The 14,079-nt window shown below is 63.9% G+C and carries 13 protein-coding genes; 8 read left to right on the top strand and 5 right to left on the bottom strand.

The window, feature by feature from the left end; genetic code table 11:
- Positions 1-73: 73 nt before the first annotated feature.
- Together lysA and B0G81_RS23885 are read right to left on the bottom strand one after the other, a co-directional pair.
- Positions 74-1,336 carry a diaminopimelate decarboxylase gene (gene lysA, locus B0G81_RS23890; RefSeq protein ID WP_134138520.1) on the bottom strand — a complete coding sequence of 421 codons (1,263 nt, stop codon included), beginning with the start codon at positions 1,334-1,336 and terminating at the stop codon, positions 74-76.
- A 9-nt stretch (positions 1,337-1,345) separates the two neighbouring features.
- Positions 1,346-1,684, bottom strand: coding sequence for a lipoprotein (locus B0G81_RS23885; RefSeq protein ID WP_116118433.1), 339 nt, complete (start codon positions 1,682-1,684; stop codon positions 1,346-1,348).
- 35 nt (positions 1,685-1,719) lie between these two features.
- On the opposite strand from B0G81_RS23885, the gene cyaY reads away from it, so the two are divergent.
- Positions 1,720-2,037, top strand: a complete 318-nt coding sequence (cyaY, locus tag B0G81_RS23880) for an iron donor protein CyaY (RefSeq protein ID WP_007180162.1) — start codon at positions 1,720-1,722, stop codon at positions 2,035-2,037.
- Between the two features lie 125 nt (positions 2,038-2,162).
- On the opposite strand, the gene B0G81_RS23875 is transcribed toward cyaY, so the two are convergent.
- Positions 2,163-4,562, bottom strand: coding sequence for a penicillin-binding protein 1A (locus B0G81_RS23875; protein WP_134138519.1), 2,400 nt, complete (start codon positions 4,560-4,562; stop codon positions 2,163-2,165).
- A 255-nt stretch (positions 4,563-4,817) separates the two neighbouring features.
- Here B0G81_RS23875 and pilM point away from each other — a divergent pair, with 255 nt between their 5' ends.
- From pilM to B0G81_RS23840, 7 genes are all read left to right on the top strand, one after another.
- On the top strand, positions 4,818-5,810 hold the full coding sequence (pilM, locus tag B0G81_RS23870; protein ID WP_134138518.1) for a pilus assembly protein PilM: 993 nt from the start codon (positions 4,818-4,820) through the stop codon (positions 5,808-5,810).
- A 53-nt stretch (positions 5,811-5,863) separates the two neighbouring features.
- Positions 5,864-6,526: a fimbrial assembly protein gene (locus B0G81_RS23865; RefSeq protein ID WP_243856789.1), complete on the top strand. Its 663-nt coding sequence runs from the start codon at positions 5,864-5,866 to the stop codon at positions 6,524-6,526.
- Positions 6,523-7,458 (top strand): hypothetical protein, encoded by a 936-nt coding sequence (locus B0G81_RS23860; RefSeq protein WP_134138516.1) that lies wholly within the window; start codon positions 6,523-6,525, stop codon positions 7,456-7,458. The genes B0G81_RS23865 and B0G81_RS23860 overlap by 4 nt, the downstream gene beginning before the upstream one ends.
- A complete protein-coding gene (gene pilQ, locus B0G81_RS23855; protein WP_134138515.1) occupies positions 7,458-9,230 on the top strand; it encodes a type IV pilus secretin PilQ in 1,773 nt (590 codons plus the stop codon). Before B0G81_RS23860 ends, pilQ begins: the two co-directional genes overlap by 1 nt.
- A 193-nt stretch (positions 9,231-9,423) precedes the next feature.
- On the top strand, positions 9,424-9,975 hold the full coding sequence (locus B0G81_RS23850) for a shikimate kinase (protein ID WP_121307084.1): 552 nt from the start codon (positions 9,424-9,426) through the stop codon (positions 9,973-9,975).
- The gene (gene aroB, locus B0G81_RS23845) at positions 9,975-11,060 is read left to right on the top strand and encodes a 3-dehydroquinate synthase (protein ID WP_181196647.1); all 1,086 of its coding nucleotides are present in this window, start codon (positions 9,975-9,977) and stop codon (positions 11,058-11,060) included. The genes B0G81_RS23850 and aroB overlap by 1 nt, the downstream gene beginning before the upstream one ends.
- A 71-nt stretch (positions 11,061-11,131) precedes the next feature.
- Positions 11,132-12,337: a deoxyguanosinetriphosphate triphosphohydrolase gene (locus B0G81_RS23840; RefSeq protein WP_134138514.1), complete on the top strand. Its 1,206-nt coding sequence runs from the start codon at positions 11,132-11,134 to the stop codon at positions 12,335-12,337.
- Between the two features lie 126 nt (positions 12,338-12,463).
- On the opposite strand, the gene B0G81_RS23835 is transcribed toward B0G81_RS23840, so the two are convergent.
- Positions 12,464-12,844 carry a DUF883 family protein gene (locus B0G81_RS23835; protein WP_012434543.1) on the bottom strand — a complete coding sequence of 127 codons (381 nt, stop codon included), beginning with the start codon at positions 12,842-12,844 and terminating at the stop codon, positions 12,464-12,466.
- A gap of 348 nt (positions 12,845-13,192) precedes the next feature.
- Positions 13,193-13,918, bottom strand: a complete 726-nt coding sequence (locus tag B0G81_RS23830; protein ID WP_134138513.1) for an OmpW family outer membrane protein — start codon at positions 13,916-13,918, stop codon at positions 13,193-13,195.
- Positions 13,919-14,079 lie beyond the last annotated feature (161 nt).

Below are 14,079 nucleotides of genomic sequence, written 5' to 3'. Positions count from 1 at the left end.
CTCGCGTCGTAAACAGAAAAAGGCGATGCCACGCGGCATCGCCTTTTTTCGATATTGGCGCTGCTATTGAAGGTTATGCCGGCAGAATGCTTTCGCCCGCAAACAGCTGCTTCACTTCCTCGCGTGCGCGGACCACATGCACCTGTGTACCATCCACCATCACTTCCGCCGCGCGCGGACGTGTGTTGTAGTTCGAGCTCATCACGAAACCGTACGCGCCGGCCGAACGAATCGCGAGCAGATTGCCGGGTTCAACCGACAGCAGACGCTCACGTCCGAGCCAGTCGCCGCTCTCGCAAACCGGACCGACCACGTCGTACACGTGCGCCGGCACGTCGCGCTTCACGACCGGGTCGATCGCGTGATACGCCTCGTACATGGCGGGGCGTGCGAGATCGGTCATAGCCGCGTCGACGATCGCGAAATTCTTTTCCGCGCCCGGCTTCAAAAACTCGACGCGCGTAAGCAGCACACCCGCATTGCCGACCAGTGAACGGCCCGGCTCGAAATACACTTCACGATGACCGTGACCACGCGCTTCGATTCGATCCAGCACGGTGCGCACGAACTCGCCGATTTCCGGCGGCGTTTCATCGTCGTACGTGATGCCGAGACCGCCGCCCACGTCGATGTGACGAATCTTCACGCCGTCCTGTTCGATCTGCTCGACCAGTTCCAGCACTTTGTCGACCGCGTCGAGATACGGCGCGACTTCCGTGATCTGCGAGCCGATATGGCAGTCGATGCCGACCACCTCGAGATTCGCCATGGCCGCGGCCGCCTGATACGTGGCGCGCGCGTCTTCGAACGCGACGCCGAACTTGTTCGACTTCAGGCCGGTGGAAATATACGGATGCGTCTTCGCGTCGACGTCCGGATTCACGCGTAGCGAGACAGGCGCCTTCTTGCCCATTGCTGCGGCAACCGCATTCAGGCGGTCGAGCTCCGGAATCGATTCGACGTTGAAGCATTTCACCCCCGCCGCTAGCGCGTCGCGCATCTCGTCCGCATTCTTGCCGACGCCGGAAAACACGGTGTTTTCCGCTTTGCCGCCGGCGGCCAGCACACGCGCCAGTTCACCGCCCGACACGATATCGAAGCCGGCGCCGAGGCGCGCGAACACGTTCAACACCGCGAGATTGCTATTGGCCTTGACGGCGACATGCACGCTCGCGCGACGGCCTGCGCAAGCGCCCGCGTAAGCGTTCCACGCCTCGGTGAGCGCGTCGCGCGAGTACACATACAGCGGCGTGCCGAACTGCTCGGCGAGGGAGACGGCGGACACGCCTTCGGCGTGCAGCACGCCGTCGACGTAGTCAAATGCGGATCGAGTCATGCGAAAGTCTTATTGAACGGGTGTGGCGGCGGAAGCAGGCAGCGGAGCCGCCGTGGCGGATGCAGCGGAGGCGGGCGGCGCGGCGAGTTCGTTTTCCGGCGCCAACGAAAGCGGTGTGCCGGAGGTATCCGGAACAGTGCTCATGTCGGTGGAGGTAGTCGACGCGGGTTGCGCGACGTCCGGGGTTTGCGTGCGGTCGGTCGGCTTGGCCGGTAGCGGCGGCACGTGGGGCAAATAGAGCGAACCGCGTTGTCCGCAGCCGGCAAGTGCACAACCTGCGAGAATGGCTAAAACCGCTACAATCGCGCGGCCGGGCGCCGCCGCGCGCATCCGAGATACGACTCGCATGACTGTCCCTGAATAAATAATCGATGGAGTTTAGCATGTCCGATAGTGAATACCTGACCCGCGCGGAAGCCGCGCTAGCCGCCATCGAACGCGCGCTCGACGACACGGATGCCGACATCGAACTGGAGCGCAGCGGCAACGTCCTGACCCTCGAATTCGAGAACCGTTCGAAGATTATCGTCAACCTTCAGCCGCCCATGAGCGAGATCTGGATCGCGGCGAAAGCGGGCGGTTTCCACTTCCGTTTCGTCGACGGCGAATGGCGCGACACGCGCAGCGGCGCGGAGTTTTTCGCCGCGCTGTCCGAGTACGCGACGCAGCAGGCCGGCGAGCCGGTTCACTTCGAAGCGTAAGATCCGCCGATCGGGCGAGCGCCGCCAGAGCGGCCGAATCGATTTGCCCTGATCGCACAAAGCAAAATGGCCACGCATTGAGCGCGGCCATTTTGCTTTTCTGCTGGACTGTGTAAGCGGGTGCGTCAGTGACCGCGGAACAGATTCATGATGTCCTGCTTCTCCTGCTCGCCGACCTGCTCAGGTGCCGCCGCCGACGCAGCACTCGATTGGGCATCGAGTGTCGCCTGACTGACGCCGACCGTGGCAACGAAACCATTTCCCGGCGTGAACTCGTCGAAATAAAGCTCCGAGCCGATTTCCGTGACGTCGTCGGGCTTGGGCATCTTGTACTCCGGCACGCCCTTCAGCGCGCGACCCATGTATTCGACCCACACGGGCAACGCGAGGCCGCCACCGGTTTCCTTGTCGCCGAGACTGCGCGGATTGTCGTAGCCGATCCACGCGATCGCCGTGAGCGTGTGCTGATAGCCGGCGAACCACGCGTCGCGCGAATCGTTGGTCGTGCCCGTCTTGCCGGCGAGATCAGTGCGCTTCAACACGTTGGTCTTGGCGCCGGTGCCGCGTTGCGCGACGCTTTGCAGCAGGCTGTTCATCACGTACGCGTTGCGCGGCTCGATCGCGTGCGGTGCGCTTTGCGCGGCGACCAGCGGTTGCGCATGCGCGACCACCATGCCGCGCTGATCCGTGACTTCGGCGATCAGATACGGATTGATCCGATAGCCCCCGTTTGCGAACACCGAGAACGCACCCGCCATCTGCAACGGCGTGACGAGACCGGCGCCTAGCGCCATCGGCAGATAAGCCGGGTGGCGATCCGCGTCGAAGCCGAAACGCGTGATGTACTGCTGCGCGTACTTCGTGCCGATCTGGTTCAGGATACGAATCGACACCAGGTTCTTCGAGCGCTGCAGCGCGGTGCGCATGGTCATCGGGCCGTCGAAGCCGCCGCCGTAGTTCTTGGGCTCCCACGCCTGGCCGCCGGTCTCGGCCGCGCTGAAGAAGAGCGGCGCGTCGTTGATCACGGTTGCCGGTCCGAGTCCTTTTTCGAGCGACGCCGAATAGATGAACGGCTTGAAGCTCGACCCCGGCTGACGCCATGCCTGCGTGACGTGATTGAACTTGTTCTTGTTGAAGTCGAAGCCGCCGACCAGCGCGCGGATCGCGCCATCTTGCGGGATCACGGAAACGAACGCGCCTTCCACCTGTGGCAGTTGCGTGATCGACCAGTTGCCGTCGTCGTTCTTGACGAGCCTGATGACCGCGCCGGGCCGCACACGTTGATTCGGCTGCGCCCGCGGACCGAGCGCGAACTGCGCGAAGCGCAGGCCGTCGCCCTGGATCGTCGCGACATTGCCGTCGATGAAAGCAGCCTGCACCTGCTTCGGACTCGCCGCGGTGACCACCGCGGCAATGATCTCGCCGTTGTCCGGGTGTTCGAGCAAGGCGTCGTCGATGGCCTGTTCGCGGTCGTCGGCGTCGGACGGCAGATCGATGAACGCTTCCGGACCGCGATAGCCGTGACGCCGTTCGTAGTCCATCAGACCTTTACGCAGCGCGCGGTACGCGACGTCCTGATCGGCGGAATCGATCGTGGTCACCACGTTCAGGCCGCGCGTGTAGGCTTCCTCGCGATACTGCGCGTACATCATCTGACGCACCATTTCCGCGACGTACTCCGCGTGCACGCTGAACTCCTTGCCCGCGCCCTTGACCACGAGCGGCTGCTTGCTCGCCTGGTCGTATTGTTCCTGCGTGATGTAGTGCAGCTCGTACATGCGCTGCAGGATGTACTCCTGACGCACCTTCGCACGCTTCGGATTAACCACCGGGTTATACGCGGACGGCGCTTTCGGCAAGCCCGCCAGCATGGCCGATTCCGCCAATGTCAGATCCTTCAGGTCCTTGCCGAAGTACACGCGCGCCGCGCTCGCAAAGCCGTAGGCGCGTTGGCCGAGATAGATCTGATTCATGTACACCTCGAGAATCTGATCCTTGGACAGCTTCGACTCGATCTTGTACGCCAGCAGCATCTCGTAGATCTTGCGCGTGTAGGTCTTTTCGCTCGAGAGAAAGAAGTTGCGCGCCACCTGCATGGTGATCGTGCTTGCGCCCTGGGTGGCGTGGCCATTCGTCAGCGCGACGAAGCCCGCGCGCGCAATGCCCGTGAGGTCGACGCCGCCGTGATCGTAGAAGCGCGCGTCTTCGATGGCGAGGATCGCCTTCTTCAAACTATCGGGCACATCCTGAATATGGACGATGTCGCGCCGTTCCTCGCCGAATTCGCCGATCAGCACATGGTCGGCCGTATAGATGCGCAGCGGCACCTTCGGGCGGTAGTCGGTCAACGCATCGAGCGAGGGCAGATTGGGCGTGGCGACGACGAGCGCGTAGCCGAGCACCAGTAGCCCGCACAGAATGCCTGCGACGATCAGACCCACGAAGCCCAGGATGAGCTTCAGCCACAACGGGCGTTTGCGCTTTTTGGGCGCGGGCGGCGGGGACGTAGAAGACGTGGATTGCATGTAGGCACCAAAAAAAACAGTCCCGCGATTATAGCCGTCTCGCTTTTCAGCTTTCGGCATGCTTACTGACACTTCTTGACAAGTCTGCGCGCCGCGCGGGAATGACTTCACTGTAGACGCTTTGATCGCGTACAGGTCGTGCGTTGCTTAACGTTAGCCGTTTGGCTGAGTGTCGCGCGGCGGCGCGGCTACGCACAATTCTTCCTCATCACTCGCGTTCGAATGGTTCGTCGCGTGAGTCAGAGGGAGGGCGTCATGGCGTTGAAAAGATCTTGGCTTCAGGCAGTGCAACCCGGCGCGCAGCGTTTTGCCGCGGGGATCGATGTTGGCTCGCAGACTGTGCGTCTGGTCGTGCTGAGTCAGCGCGTGCGCTCACCGGGTGCGCTGCATATCGAATACGCGAGCACGGTCCCACTTGTTGCCGGTGCAATGGCCGGCAGCGAGATCGCGGACCGGCACGCGGTGGCGCGTGCGTTGCGCGACGCGTTCGCGGGTCTGCCGCACGCCTGCGCGACCCACGCCCTGCGGTGCGCGATGGCGCTGCCCGCGTCGGCCACCATGACCACCACGGTGCCGCTCAAGCGGCTTGCCGCGCAGAGCGGTTGTTCGGAAGACGGCGGGCATCAACTGGCTGAACTGGAGCCGGCGGTGATGAGCGAAGTCGAGCGCATTGCGGGCCTCGAGCGCCATGCTCTCGCTGTCGACTGGTATCTCGACGAAGCGTATGCGCCGGTCCGCTCCGTGACGATTGCCGCCACCGCGCGGCAACATCTCGAAGCGCGAATCGAGTGCGCGGCGATTGCGGGCATCTCGCTCACTGCCATCGACGGTGAGCCACATGCGGCGTTGCGCGCCATGCGCTACGCGGCGAGTTACGAGCTCGATCCGCACGAGCCGTATGTCGCGTTGTGGATCGGCACGGACGGCGTGTACGGCTGGCGAATCGTGGACGACATCATCGCCAGCGAAATGCGCTACCCGGCCCCCGAACATACCGATCTCGCCGATGCATTGCGCGATATGGCGCACGGCCCTGAACTCGACTGCGCGATGGTGAGCGGTGAGGTCGATCTGCTCGGCGGCGTGGGTTTCTCGACTGCCGATATCGCCGACGTCCTGGGCTGCACGGTCCTTCCGTTCGAATGTGCGCCGCTCGGCGGCCGTGTTCGACCGTTGGACGGTTCGCTGTTGCACGAACCGGCCGGCGCGGTCGCATTCGGACTTGCGCTGCGCGGGGTGCTCGAATGACCGGGCGCATGTTCTACGCCTCGGCCTCCGACACGCGAGCACCGGAACGCGGCATGCGCTTCGCGCGATCCAAGCTTGGTGGTTTCAATCTGCTGCCCTATCGACAACGCAACGCGCGGCTTGCGCGGCGACGGCGAGTGCTCGAATGGATTGCCGCGGTCTGCGCCGGGTTTGCCGCCGTCTTCGTGCTGGCCGCCTGGCAGGCAATCGGGAGGGGGCAACTCGAGGCACAGCGCGTGTCGGTCGAACACACGCTCACGCATCTATCTGCGCCGCTCGCCGAGCATGCCATGTTGCTGCGCACGCGAGACGAACAGCGGCAGAACGTCGCCCGCGCAAAAAGCCTTTCTGATCCGCTCACACATCTGCGCGATCTGCTCGACGCGTTGAGTTTCGACCCGGGCGATGGCGTGGTGTTGCAGCAGTTGCGTCAGCGTGAAGACGAGACCGAGTTGCTGGCGACGTCGCGCGGGCATCTCGCTTCAGCCGAGTGGCTCAAGCGCTTGAGTGCGATCCGTGGCGTGAAGGGGGCCGAAGTGAGCGACCTGCATCGTTCTGTTCCTCGCGGCGGTGCGCTTGCGCAGGCGAGCGTGGCCGGTCCGATCGAATTCGGCGCGCATCTGCGTTGGAACGAGCCCGCGCAAAAAGCGGCTCGCCCGGCTGGGTCCACCACGCAGCGTCCTATGAAGTCTGAACAATCAAGAGGTGCGAAATGAGTACGATCTTTGTCGAGTTCGGCGGCGCGGCAAATGCGCGGCTTGTTCTTTCCCATTGGATGAAACGCGTGCGCGTGCCGTTTGATGCATGGAGCCGGCGCCGCCGCTGGCTGGTCGCGTTGATGATTGCCGTTGTGGTGTTCGGTTTGGGCGCGCATGGCTGGGTGGTGGCCGATCTTGGCGGCGTCGAAGCGAGCCGGGTGGCGTTGGAGGCCAGTCGCATGCGTCTCGCGAACGCGCGGCATGCGCTTGCGCAATTGCCCGCGCTGCGCCGCGAAGCTGCCGCCATGCCGCTTGCTGCTTCGGCCGCGCGTTCATTAGGGCCGTGGAGTTCCGCCGACGACCTCCGCATCGTCTCCGAACTGGCTGCGCAAAATAGCGTCGCGTTGCTGGCGGTGGAGCCTGGAGCGGTGAGCGGCGCGGGCGTTGAGCGTATGCGTCCGCTGCAACTGACCGCGCGCACGGACTTCGTTCACCTGATGGCCTTCCTGCGCGGACTGTCCGATCTGCCGGTGCTGATCGTGCCCGTCGACGTGACCGTCAAGCGGGAAGCCGCGGCGTCGTTGTCGGTGAGCGCCACGTTGCGCGTGTTCGACGCGCTGCGGCCGGCTTTATCTGCAAACTCAGTGGAAGCACTCGACGACGACAGCCTCGATTCGGACGACGACGAAGAGATCGTCTTCTTCGATCCGTTTTCGCAGCCGCAGATGCAGGCCGCCGGCGATCTGTCCGATGGCTCGCCACTGCGTCTGGTCGGATTGCTGAGCGATCGCACGCGTGGCTTGGCCGTGCTCGAAACACCGGACGGCGTGACCAACGTCGAGTCCGGAGAGCGGATTGGCGCCGAGCGTGTCACTAAGCTGGACGCGTCCGGCATTACGCTCGCGAGGGACGGCGCGACACGCACGCTAGCGCTGGCGGAGGCTTCCTGATGAGATTGCCGAAACCATTTCCTCTTGCCTTATCCAGTGCCGATACGCGTGCGTCGCCTCGCCTCAAGACGTGTCTCGGCCTGTATCTCAGCGCGACGCTGGGCGCCGGCGTCGCACAGGCGTCGACTCCACCGCTGCCGCCGCTGCCCGCCCACATGCCGTTCGACGACGCGGTATCGCCACGCGATGCTTCGTACAACGGCACACCGCCGCTGCCACGTGACGTTTCCTCCGAGGTGCCCAATCCGTTTCGTCAGGATTTCGCAGACGATGCGGACGCACCGAGTATGAGCGCGACAGTGGCCCATACTCGTACGGGCGGGTCTGCTGCCGCCGACGCCGCCGAGGGCTTGGTATCACCGCAGTCGCGAAGCCAATCCGCCGCTTCGACGCCCGACGATGCGGACGCCGATTCCGACGGCTCCGTGCCGCTGCGAAGACAGTCCGCCGTCCCAACTCGCGCCGATGCCACCGGCACCGGCACCGCCACGCTCGAAGGTCCGCCGGTGCCGCTGCCACCGCTCGCACGTCTGAGCAACGCGCCACGCGGCGCCGCCGACGCGGCCCTCGCGCCCGACGACAAACCGATCTCGCTGAATTTCCAGCGTGCCGAACTCGGCGCAGTGCTGAACGCGTTCGCCCGATTCACCGGACTGAACATCGTCGCGAGCGAGAGAGTGCGCGGCGCCGTCTCGTTGCGGCTCGACAAAGTGCCGTGGCGCACCGCGTTCGACACGCTGCTCGACGTCAACGGGCTCGCAATGGAGCGCCACGGCAACGTGATCTGGGTCGCGCCGATGGCGGATCTGGCGGCGCGTGAGCGGCAGCGCTTCGAAGCCCACGCCCGGGCCGCCGATCTCGAGCCGCTCGCGAGCCGCACTTTCGAGCTGCACTACGCACACGCCGAAGATGTCAGGCGTCTGCTGACCGGTTCGGGCGCTCAGCGCGTGCTGTCCAAACGCGGTGCCGCGACTGCTGATCCGCGCACCAATCTGCTGTTTGTGACCGATCTCGAAGGGCGCCTCGCGCAGATTGCCGCGCTGCTAGCCTCCGTCGACCGGCCGACCCGCCAGGTGTTGATCGAAGCGCGTATCGTCGAGGGCGAACATGGGTTTTCGCGCAATCTCGGCGTGAAGCTTTCCATGGCGGCCACGAACGCCGACGGCACCGCGAAAGGCTTGACCGACGCCGGCTATGATCTGTCGGCCCGCCCGATTTCCGGCTTCGACGTCGCGACCGCCGGCCTGACCTTGTTCGCCGCCGGCGCGACGCGGCTACTGAACATCGAACTGAGCGCGCTCGAAGCGCAGGGGCGCGGCGAAATCGTCTCGAGCCCACGCGTGGTCACCGCCGACCGGATGAAAGCGGTCGTCGAGCAGGGCACCGAGCTGCCGTATCAGGCAAAAGTGGGGCAGGGCGTGTCGGGCGTGCAGTTTCGCCGCGCCACGCTCAAACTGGAGGTCGAGCCGCAAATCATGCCGGACGGCCGGGTGGTGCTGGACCTCGACGTCGCCAAAGACAGCGTCGGCGAGCAGACCGACGCCGGACCCGCGATCAACACCAAGCACGTGCAAACGCGTGTCGAGGTCGAGGATGGTGGTACGGTGTCGATCGGCGGAATTTATGCGACCGACGACCGGGACGATGTGACGCGGGTCCCGGTCCTGGGCAAAATACCGGTTTTGGGTGCGCTTTTCCGCCATCGGGCTCATCGCGATCAGCGCAGCGAACTGGCAGTTTTCATCACGCCGCGCGTCGTTCAGACAAATTAGGGGCACGCTGTCGCCGCTTGCGAGAGAGCACCGGACCGCCGCAGCTTTTGCGCTGCGCCGGAAGCCCTATCAAGCAGCCCGGCGCGAAGCGACAGGGCTGAAGGCGCTCTCAAGCGGGGCGCAGGCTCGACAAGGCAGCCGCTTTGCCAGTAAGCTGCGGCACGAACCAAACCGGATTAGCCAGAGGACACCGTTGCAAGCGCGGGACGCACACGCCAATGTATTTTTCGTAGGGCTCATGGGGGCAGGGAAAACCACCGTGGGCCGGGCCATTGCGCGCCGTCTCGATCGCCCATTCTTCGATTCCGACCATGAAATCGAGGCGCGCACGGGCGCGCGCATCCCGGTAATCTTCGAGCTGGAGGGCGAAGCGGGCTTCCGCGAGCGCGAAGCCAGCGTGATTTCCGACCTGACCGGGCGTGACAATATCGTCCTCGCCACCGGCGGTGGCGCGATACTGCGGCCGGACAACCGCGAAGCTTTGCAGAATCGCGGCGTGGTGATCTATCTGCGCGCCAATCCGCACGACCTGTGGCTGCGCACCCGGCGCGACAAGAATCGGCCCCTGTTGCAGACCGAAGACCCCAAAGCCCGTCTCGAAGCACTCTACGAAGTGCGCGACCCGTTATACCGGGAATGCGCGCATTTCGTGATCGAGACCGGCCGGCCTTCGGTCAACGGACTCGTCAACATGGTTCTGATGCAGCTCGAGATGGCCGGCGTCGCCAAACATCCTGCGTCATAATGGACCGTATGAATACCGTCAACGTCGAACTGGGCGAGCGCGCCTACCCCATCCATATCGGTGCCGACCTGATCGGCCAGACAGCGCTGTTCGCGCCGCATATCGCCGGCAGCTCCGTCACCATCGTCACCAATACCACCGTCGATCCGCTATACGGCGACAAGCTGCGCGCCGCGCTGGCGCCGCTCGGCAAGCAGGTGTCCACGGTCGTCTTGCCGGACGGCGAAGCGTACAAGAACCTCGAAACGCTGAACCTGATTTTCGACGCGCTGCTCGGCGGCCGCGCCGATCGCAAGACCACGCTGATCGCCTTGGGCGGCGGCGTGATCGGCGACATGACCGGGTTTGCGGCCGCGTGCTATATGCGCGGCGTGCCGTTCATTCAGGTGCCGACCACGTTGCTGTCGCAGGTCGATTCGTCGGTGGGCGGCAAGACGGGCATCAATCACCCGCTTGGCAAGAATATGATCGGCGCGTTCTATCAGCCGCAGGCCGTGATCGCCGACATCGGCGTGCTGCGCACGCTGCCGCCGCGTGAACTGGCGGCGGGCATCGCCGAAGTGATCAAGACCGGCGCCATCGCTGACGCGGGTTTCTTTCGCTGGATCGAAGCCAATATCGAGGCGCTGAATCGCTGCGAATCCGAGGCGCTGGCCGAGGCGGTCAAGCGATCATGTGAAATCAAGGCGTCGGTGGTCGCACAGGACGAGCGCGAAGGCGGGCTGCGCGCCATCCTGAATTTCGGCCATACCTTCGGGCATGCGATCGAAGCGGGCCTCGGCTATGGCGAATGGCTGCATGGTGAAGCAGTGGGCTGCGGGATGGTGATGGCGGCGGATCTGTCCGTGCGTCTCGGCTATCTCGACGAAGCCGCCCGCAAGCGTCTGGTGGACGTGATCGTCGCTGCCCATTTGCCGACCCGGGCACCCGCGCTCGGCGAGTCGCGTTATGTCGAACTCATGCGGGTCGACAAGAAGGCGGAGGCCGGCGCGATCAAATTCATTCTGCTGAAGCGTTTCGGTGAGACGCTGATCACCCAGGCGCCCGACGCCGAGGTGCACGCCACGCTGGCCGCCGCCGTCTGAGTCTCGCGGGGCATCCAGCAACGCAGCACGCACTCGCGTCACGAGGCGCCGCCCATGTTTCGGAGAACCCGGTGACTGACAGGCGCAGCGACGATGTAAAGCATGAACCGGCGGCAGGCACGGCGGGGATCAGCGTGCCTTCGCAGGAAGCACTCGAAGCGCACCTCGCGCCTTACGCGGCGCGTTCCGCGCAATCGCGCGGCCGCCGCTATCCGGAAGCCGCCCCCAGCGCGCGCACCGAATTCCAGCGCGACCGTGACCGCATCGTCCATTCGACGGCATTCCGCCGGCTCGAGTACAAAACTCAGGTGTTCGTGAATCACGAGGGCGACCTGTTTCGCACGCGTCTGACTCACAGCCTGGAAGTCGCGCAGATCGCGCGCTCGGTCGCACGCAATCTGCGGGTGAACGAAGATCTCGTCGAAGCCATCTCCCTCGCCCACGACTTGGGTCATACACCGTTCGGCCATGCCGGACAGGACGCGCTCAACGAATGCATGCGCGAGCACGGTGGCTTCGAGCACAATCTGCAGAGCCTGGCGGTCGTCGACGATCTGGAGGAGCACTACGGCGCGTTCAACGGCCTGAACCTTTGTTTCGAAACGCGTGAGGGAATTCTGAAGCACTGCTCACGTGAGAATGCGCGGCGGCTCGGCGCATTGGGCGAGCGCTTTCTGGAAGGCCGGCAACCGTCCATCGAGGCGCAGATCGCGAACGTCGCCGACGAGATCGCCTACAACAACCACGACGTCGACGACGGCTTGCGCTCGGGCCTGCTGACCGTCGAGCAACTCGCCGAGGTGGAGTTGTGGCAGGTGCACTACGAGGCGGCGCGTAGCGACTTTCCGCAGATCGAAGGGCGGCGTCTCATTCACGAAACAGTGCGCCGCATCATCAATACGCTGATTGTCGATCTGATCGATACGACCAGGTCGAATCTGGACAGGCACGCGCCCGCGTCGCTTGAGGCGGTGCGCTTATCGCCCCCGCTCGTCGCGCACAGTGACGAGATTGCCACGCAGGCTGCGGCGCTCAAGCGCTTTCTGTTCAAAAACCTGTATCGCCATTACCGCGTGATGCGCATGGCCAACAAGGCACGCCGCGTCGTCGCCGGTTTGTTCGACGCGTTCACGGACGACCCGCGACTGCTCCCGCCAAGCTACCAGTCAACCGACGCGATGCAGCAACCGCGTCTGATCGCCCACTACATCGCGGGGATGACGGATCGGTACGCGGTCAAGGAATATCAGCGGCTGTTCGTGATCGACGACAACTGAGCAGCGCGGCACGAACTAGCGCCGGCCGCGACGACTTGCGAGCCGGCGCCAGTGCAATGTGCCGGTTCAGATCACTTACAGCAGGCCACCGCCCAACCGGCGGCGGCAGCCCCGCGCGGTAGCGCCTTAGCGCAGCCGCGACGCGAACAACGCGCCCGCGATCAGCGCAACGCCCCCGACGATCGCAATCGTCTGCCACGGATTCTCATGCACGTAATCGTCGGCGTCTGCCACCGCCACCTGGGCGCGTTCGCGTACGGCGTCGCGCGTATCGTTCAGGCGCGCGCGCGCGACGTCGAGCTGTTTGCGAAGTTTGCCGCGCAACGCTACCGCGTCGGCCTGCGTGCCGTCCGCCAGCGTGGATTCGAGTTCCGACATTAGCGTGCGCAGTTCGCCTGCGATATCTTCGGCCGCGTGGCGGCTATGGCGAGCGATACGCCGCGCACGGCGGCTGGTGCTGGTCCAGGATTCGCCGAGGGCGTCTCGCGTATTCGGAAGTGCAGTCATGGTCGCTCCGTCGATGAGGTGAAAAAGGGTCCCGCGCGTTGTCACGAAGACGCAGTTTCACGTCGGGACGCGGGAAACACCATGCGAACGCAACTTCGGTGCCAAACCCCGCAGGCCCTAGCCACCGTGGTCCGCACGCAGATTCGTCGGCAGGTATTGCATTGGCTGACGCGATTCCGGGTCAAATTTACAAAGGCCGATAGCGGTCGGCGCGCGGCTTCCATGAGCGCCCAACCGGCCTCCATGATGCGCGCACAAATGAAAACGCCGTCATTGGATGTATGACGGCGTTGTCCAAGCCACGAAAATTCGACTACCCTACCTCAACGGCCCTAATTTTTTGAAGCGTTAGAAACGGTAACCGATGTTGACGTAGGAAACGATCGGGTTCAGTTTGATCTTGGTTTGCGACTGCACGTTCAGTGTGCCGACCGGCGTGTTCGCCGCGGTGTTCAGCTTGGCGGTCGTGCTGAGCGGCAGGTACGAGATCGAGACACCCGCGAACCAGTGCTGGTTGAACGCATAAGTGAAGCCGGCATTAAACACCGGCTCCCACGAACTATCCGTAGTGACGGTGGTCGGACCATGCAGAACGTTTGCCTCGAACGCGCTGTTGGTGATCTTTTCGTCGGTGAACCAGATGCGGCTCACACCAACGCCGAGATACGGGCGGAACGAGGCGGTCGGGGCATTGAAGTAGTACTTGAACAGCAGAGTCGGGCTCCACTGTTTTGCCTGGCCCAGCTTGCCGAACTGGGCGAGACTGCCCGAACCTTCCAGGTCGAACGAAGGCGGCACGCCAATGGCGAACTCGGCTGCGATGTGATCGGTAACGAAGTAGCCGGCAGTGAAACCGATGGTGTCGGCTGAGCCGAGTGTTGCACCGGTGTTGGCTTCGGTGATGTTGGTCGGGCTGCCGCCGATGCTCGTCACTTTCAACGGTTGGCTGCTCGATTGAGGCGCTAGATGGAACCAGCCCGATGTGACGTAAAAGCTACCGGCCGATTGCGCATGCGCTGCCGTTGTCATGCAGGCTAGCGCCGCGATCCCCGTTACGGCCTGTTTTAATTTCATATGTGCTCCTCCAAAAAAGGCCCGCTCATTATGACTACAACGTTTGAAACAAACCATACGCGGCGGTTAGAGCTTTCTCCCTAAGCACCGCGTGGTATCTGGCTCTGCCGCATGGCGCCGAAGCTTGAGCGCATGCGGTTCTTCGGACCTTCGGGTATGTA

Origin of the sequence: Paraburkholderia sp. BL6665CI2N2 (genome assembly GCF_004366535.1) — a bacterium.
Taxonomy (GTDB): domain Bacteria; phylum Pseudomonadota; class Gammaproteobacteria; order Burkholderiales; family Burkholderiaceae; genus Paraburkholderia.
This window is presented reverse-complemented; position numbering and strand designations above follow the sequence as displayed.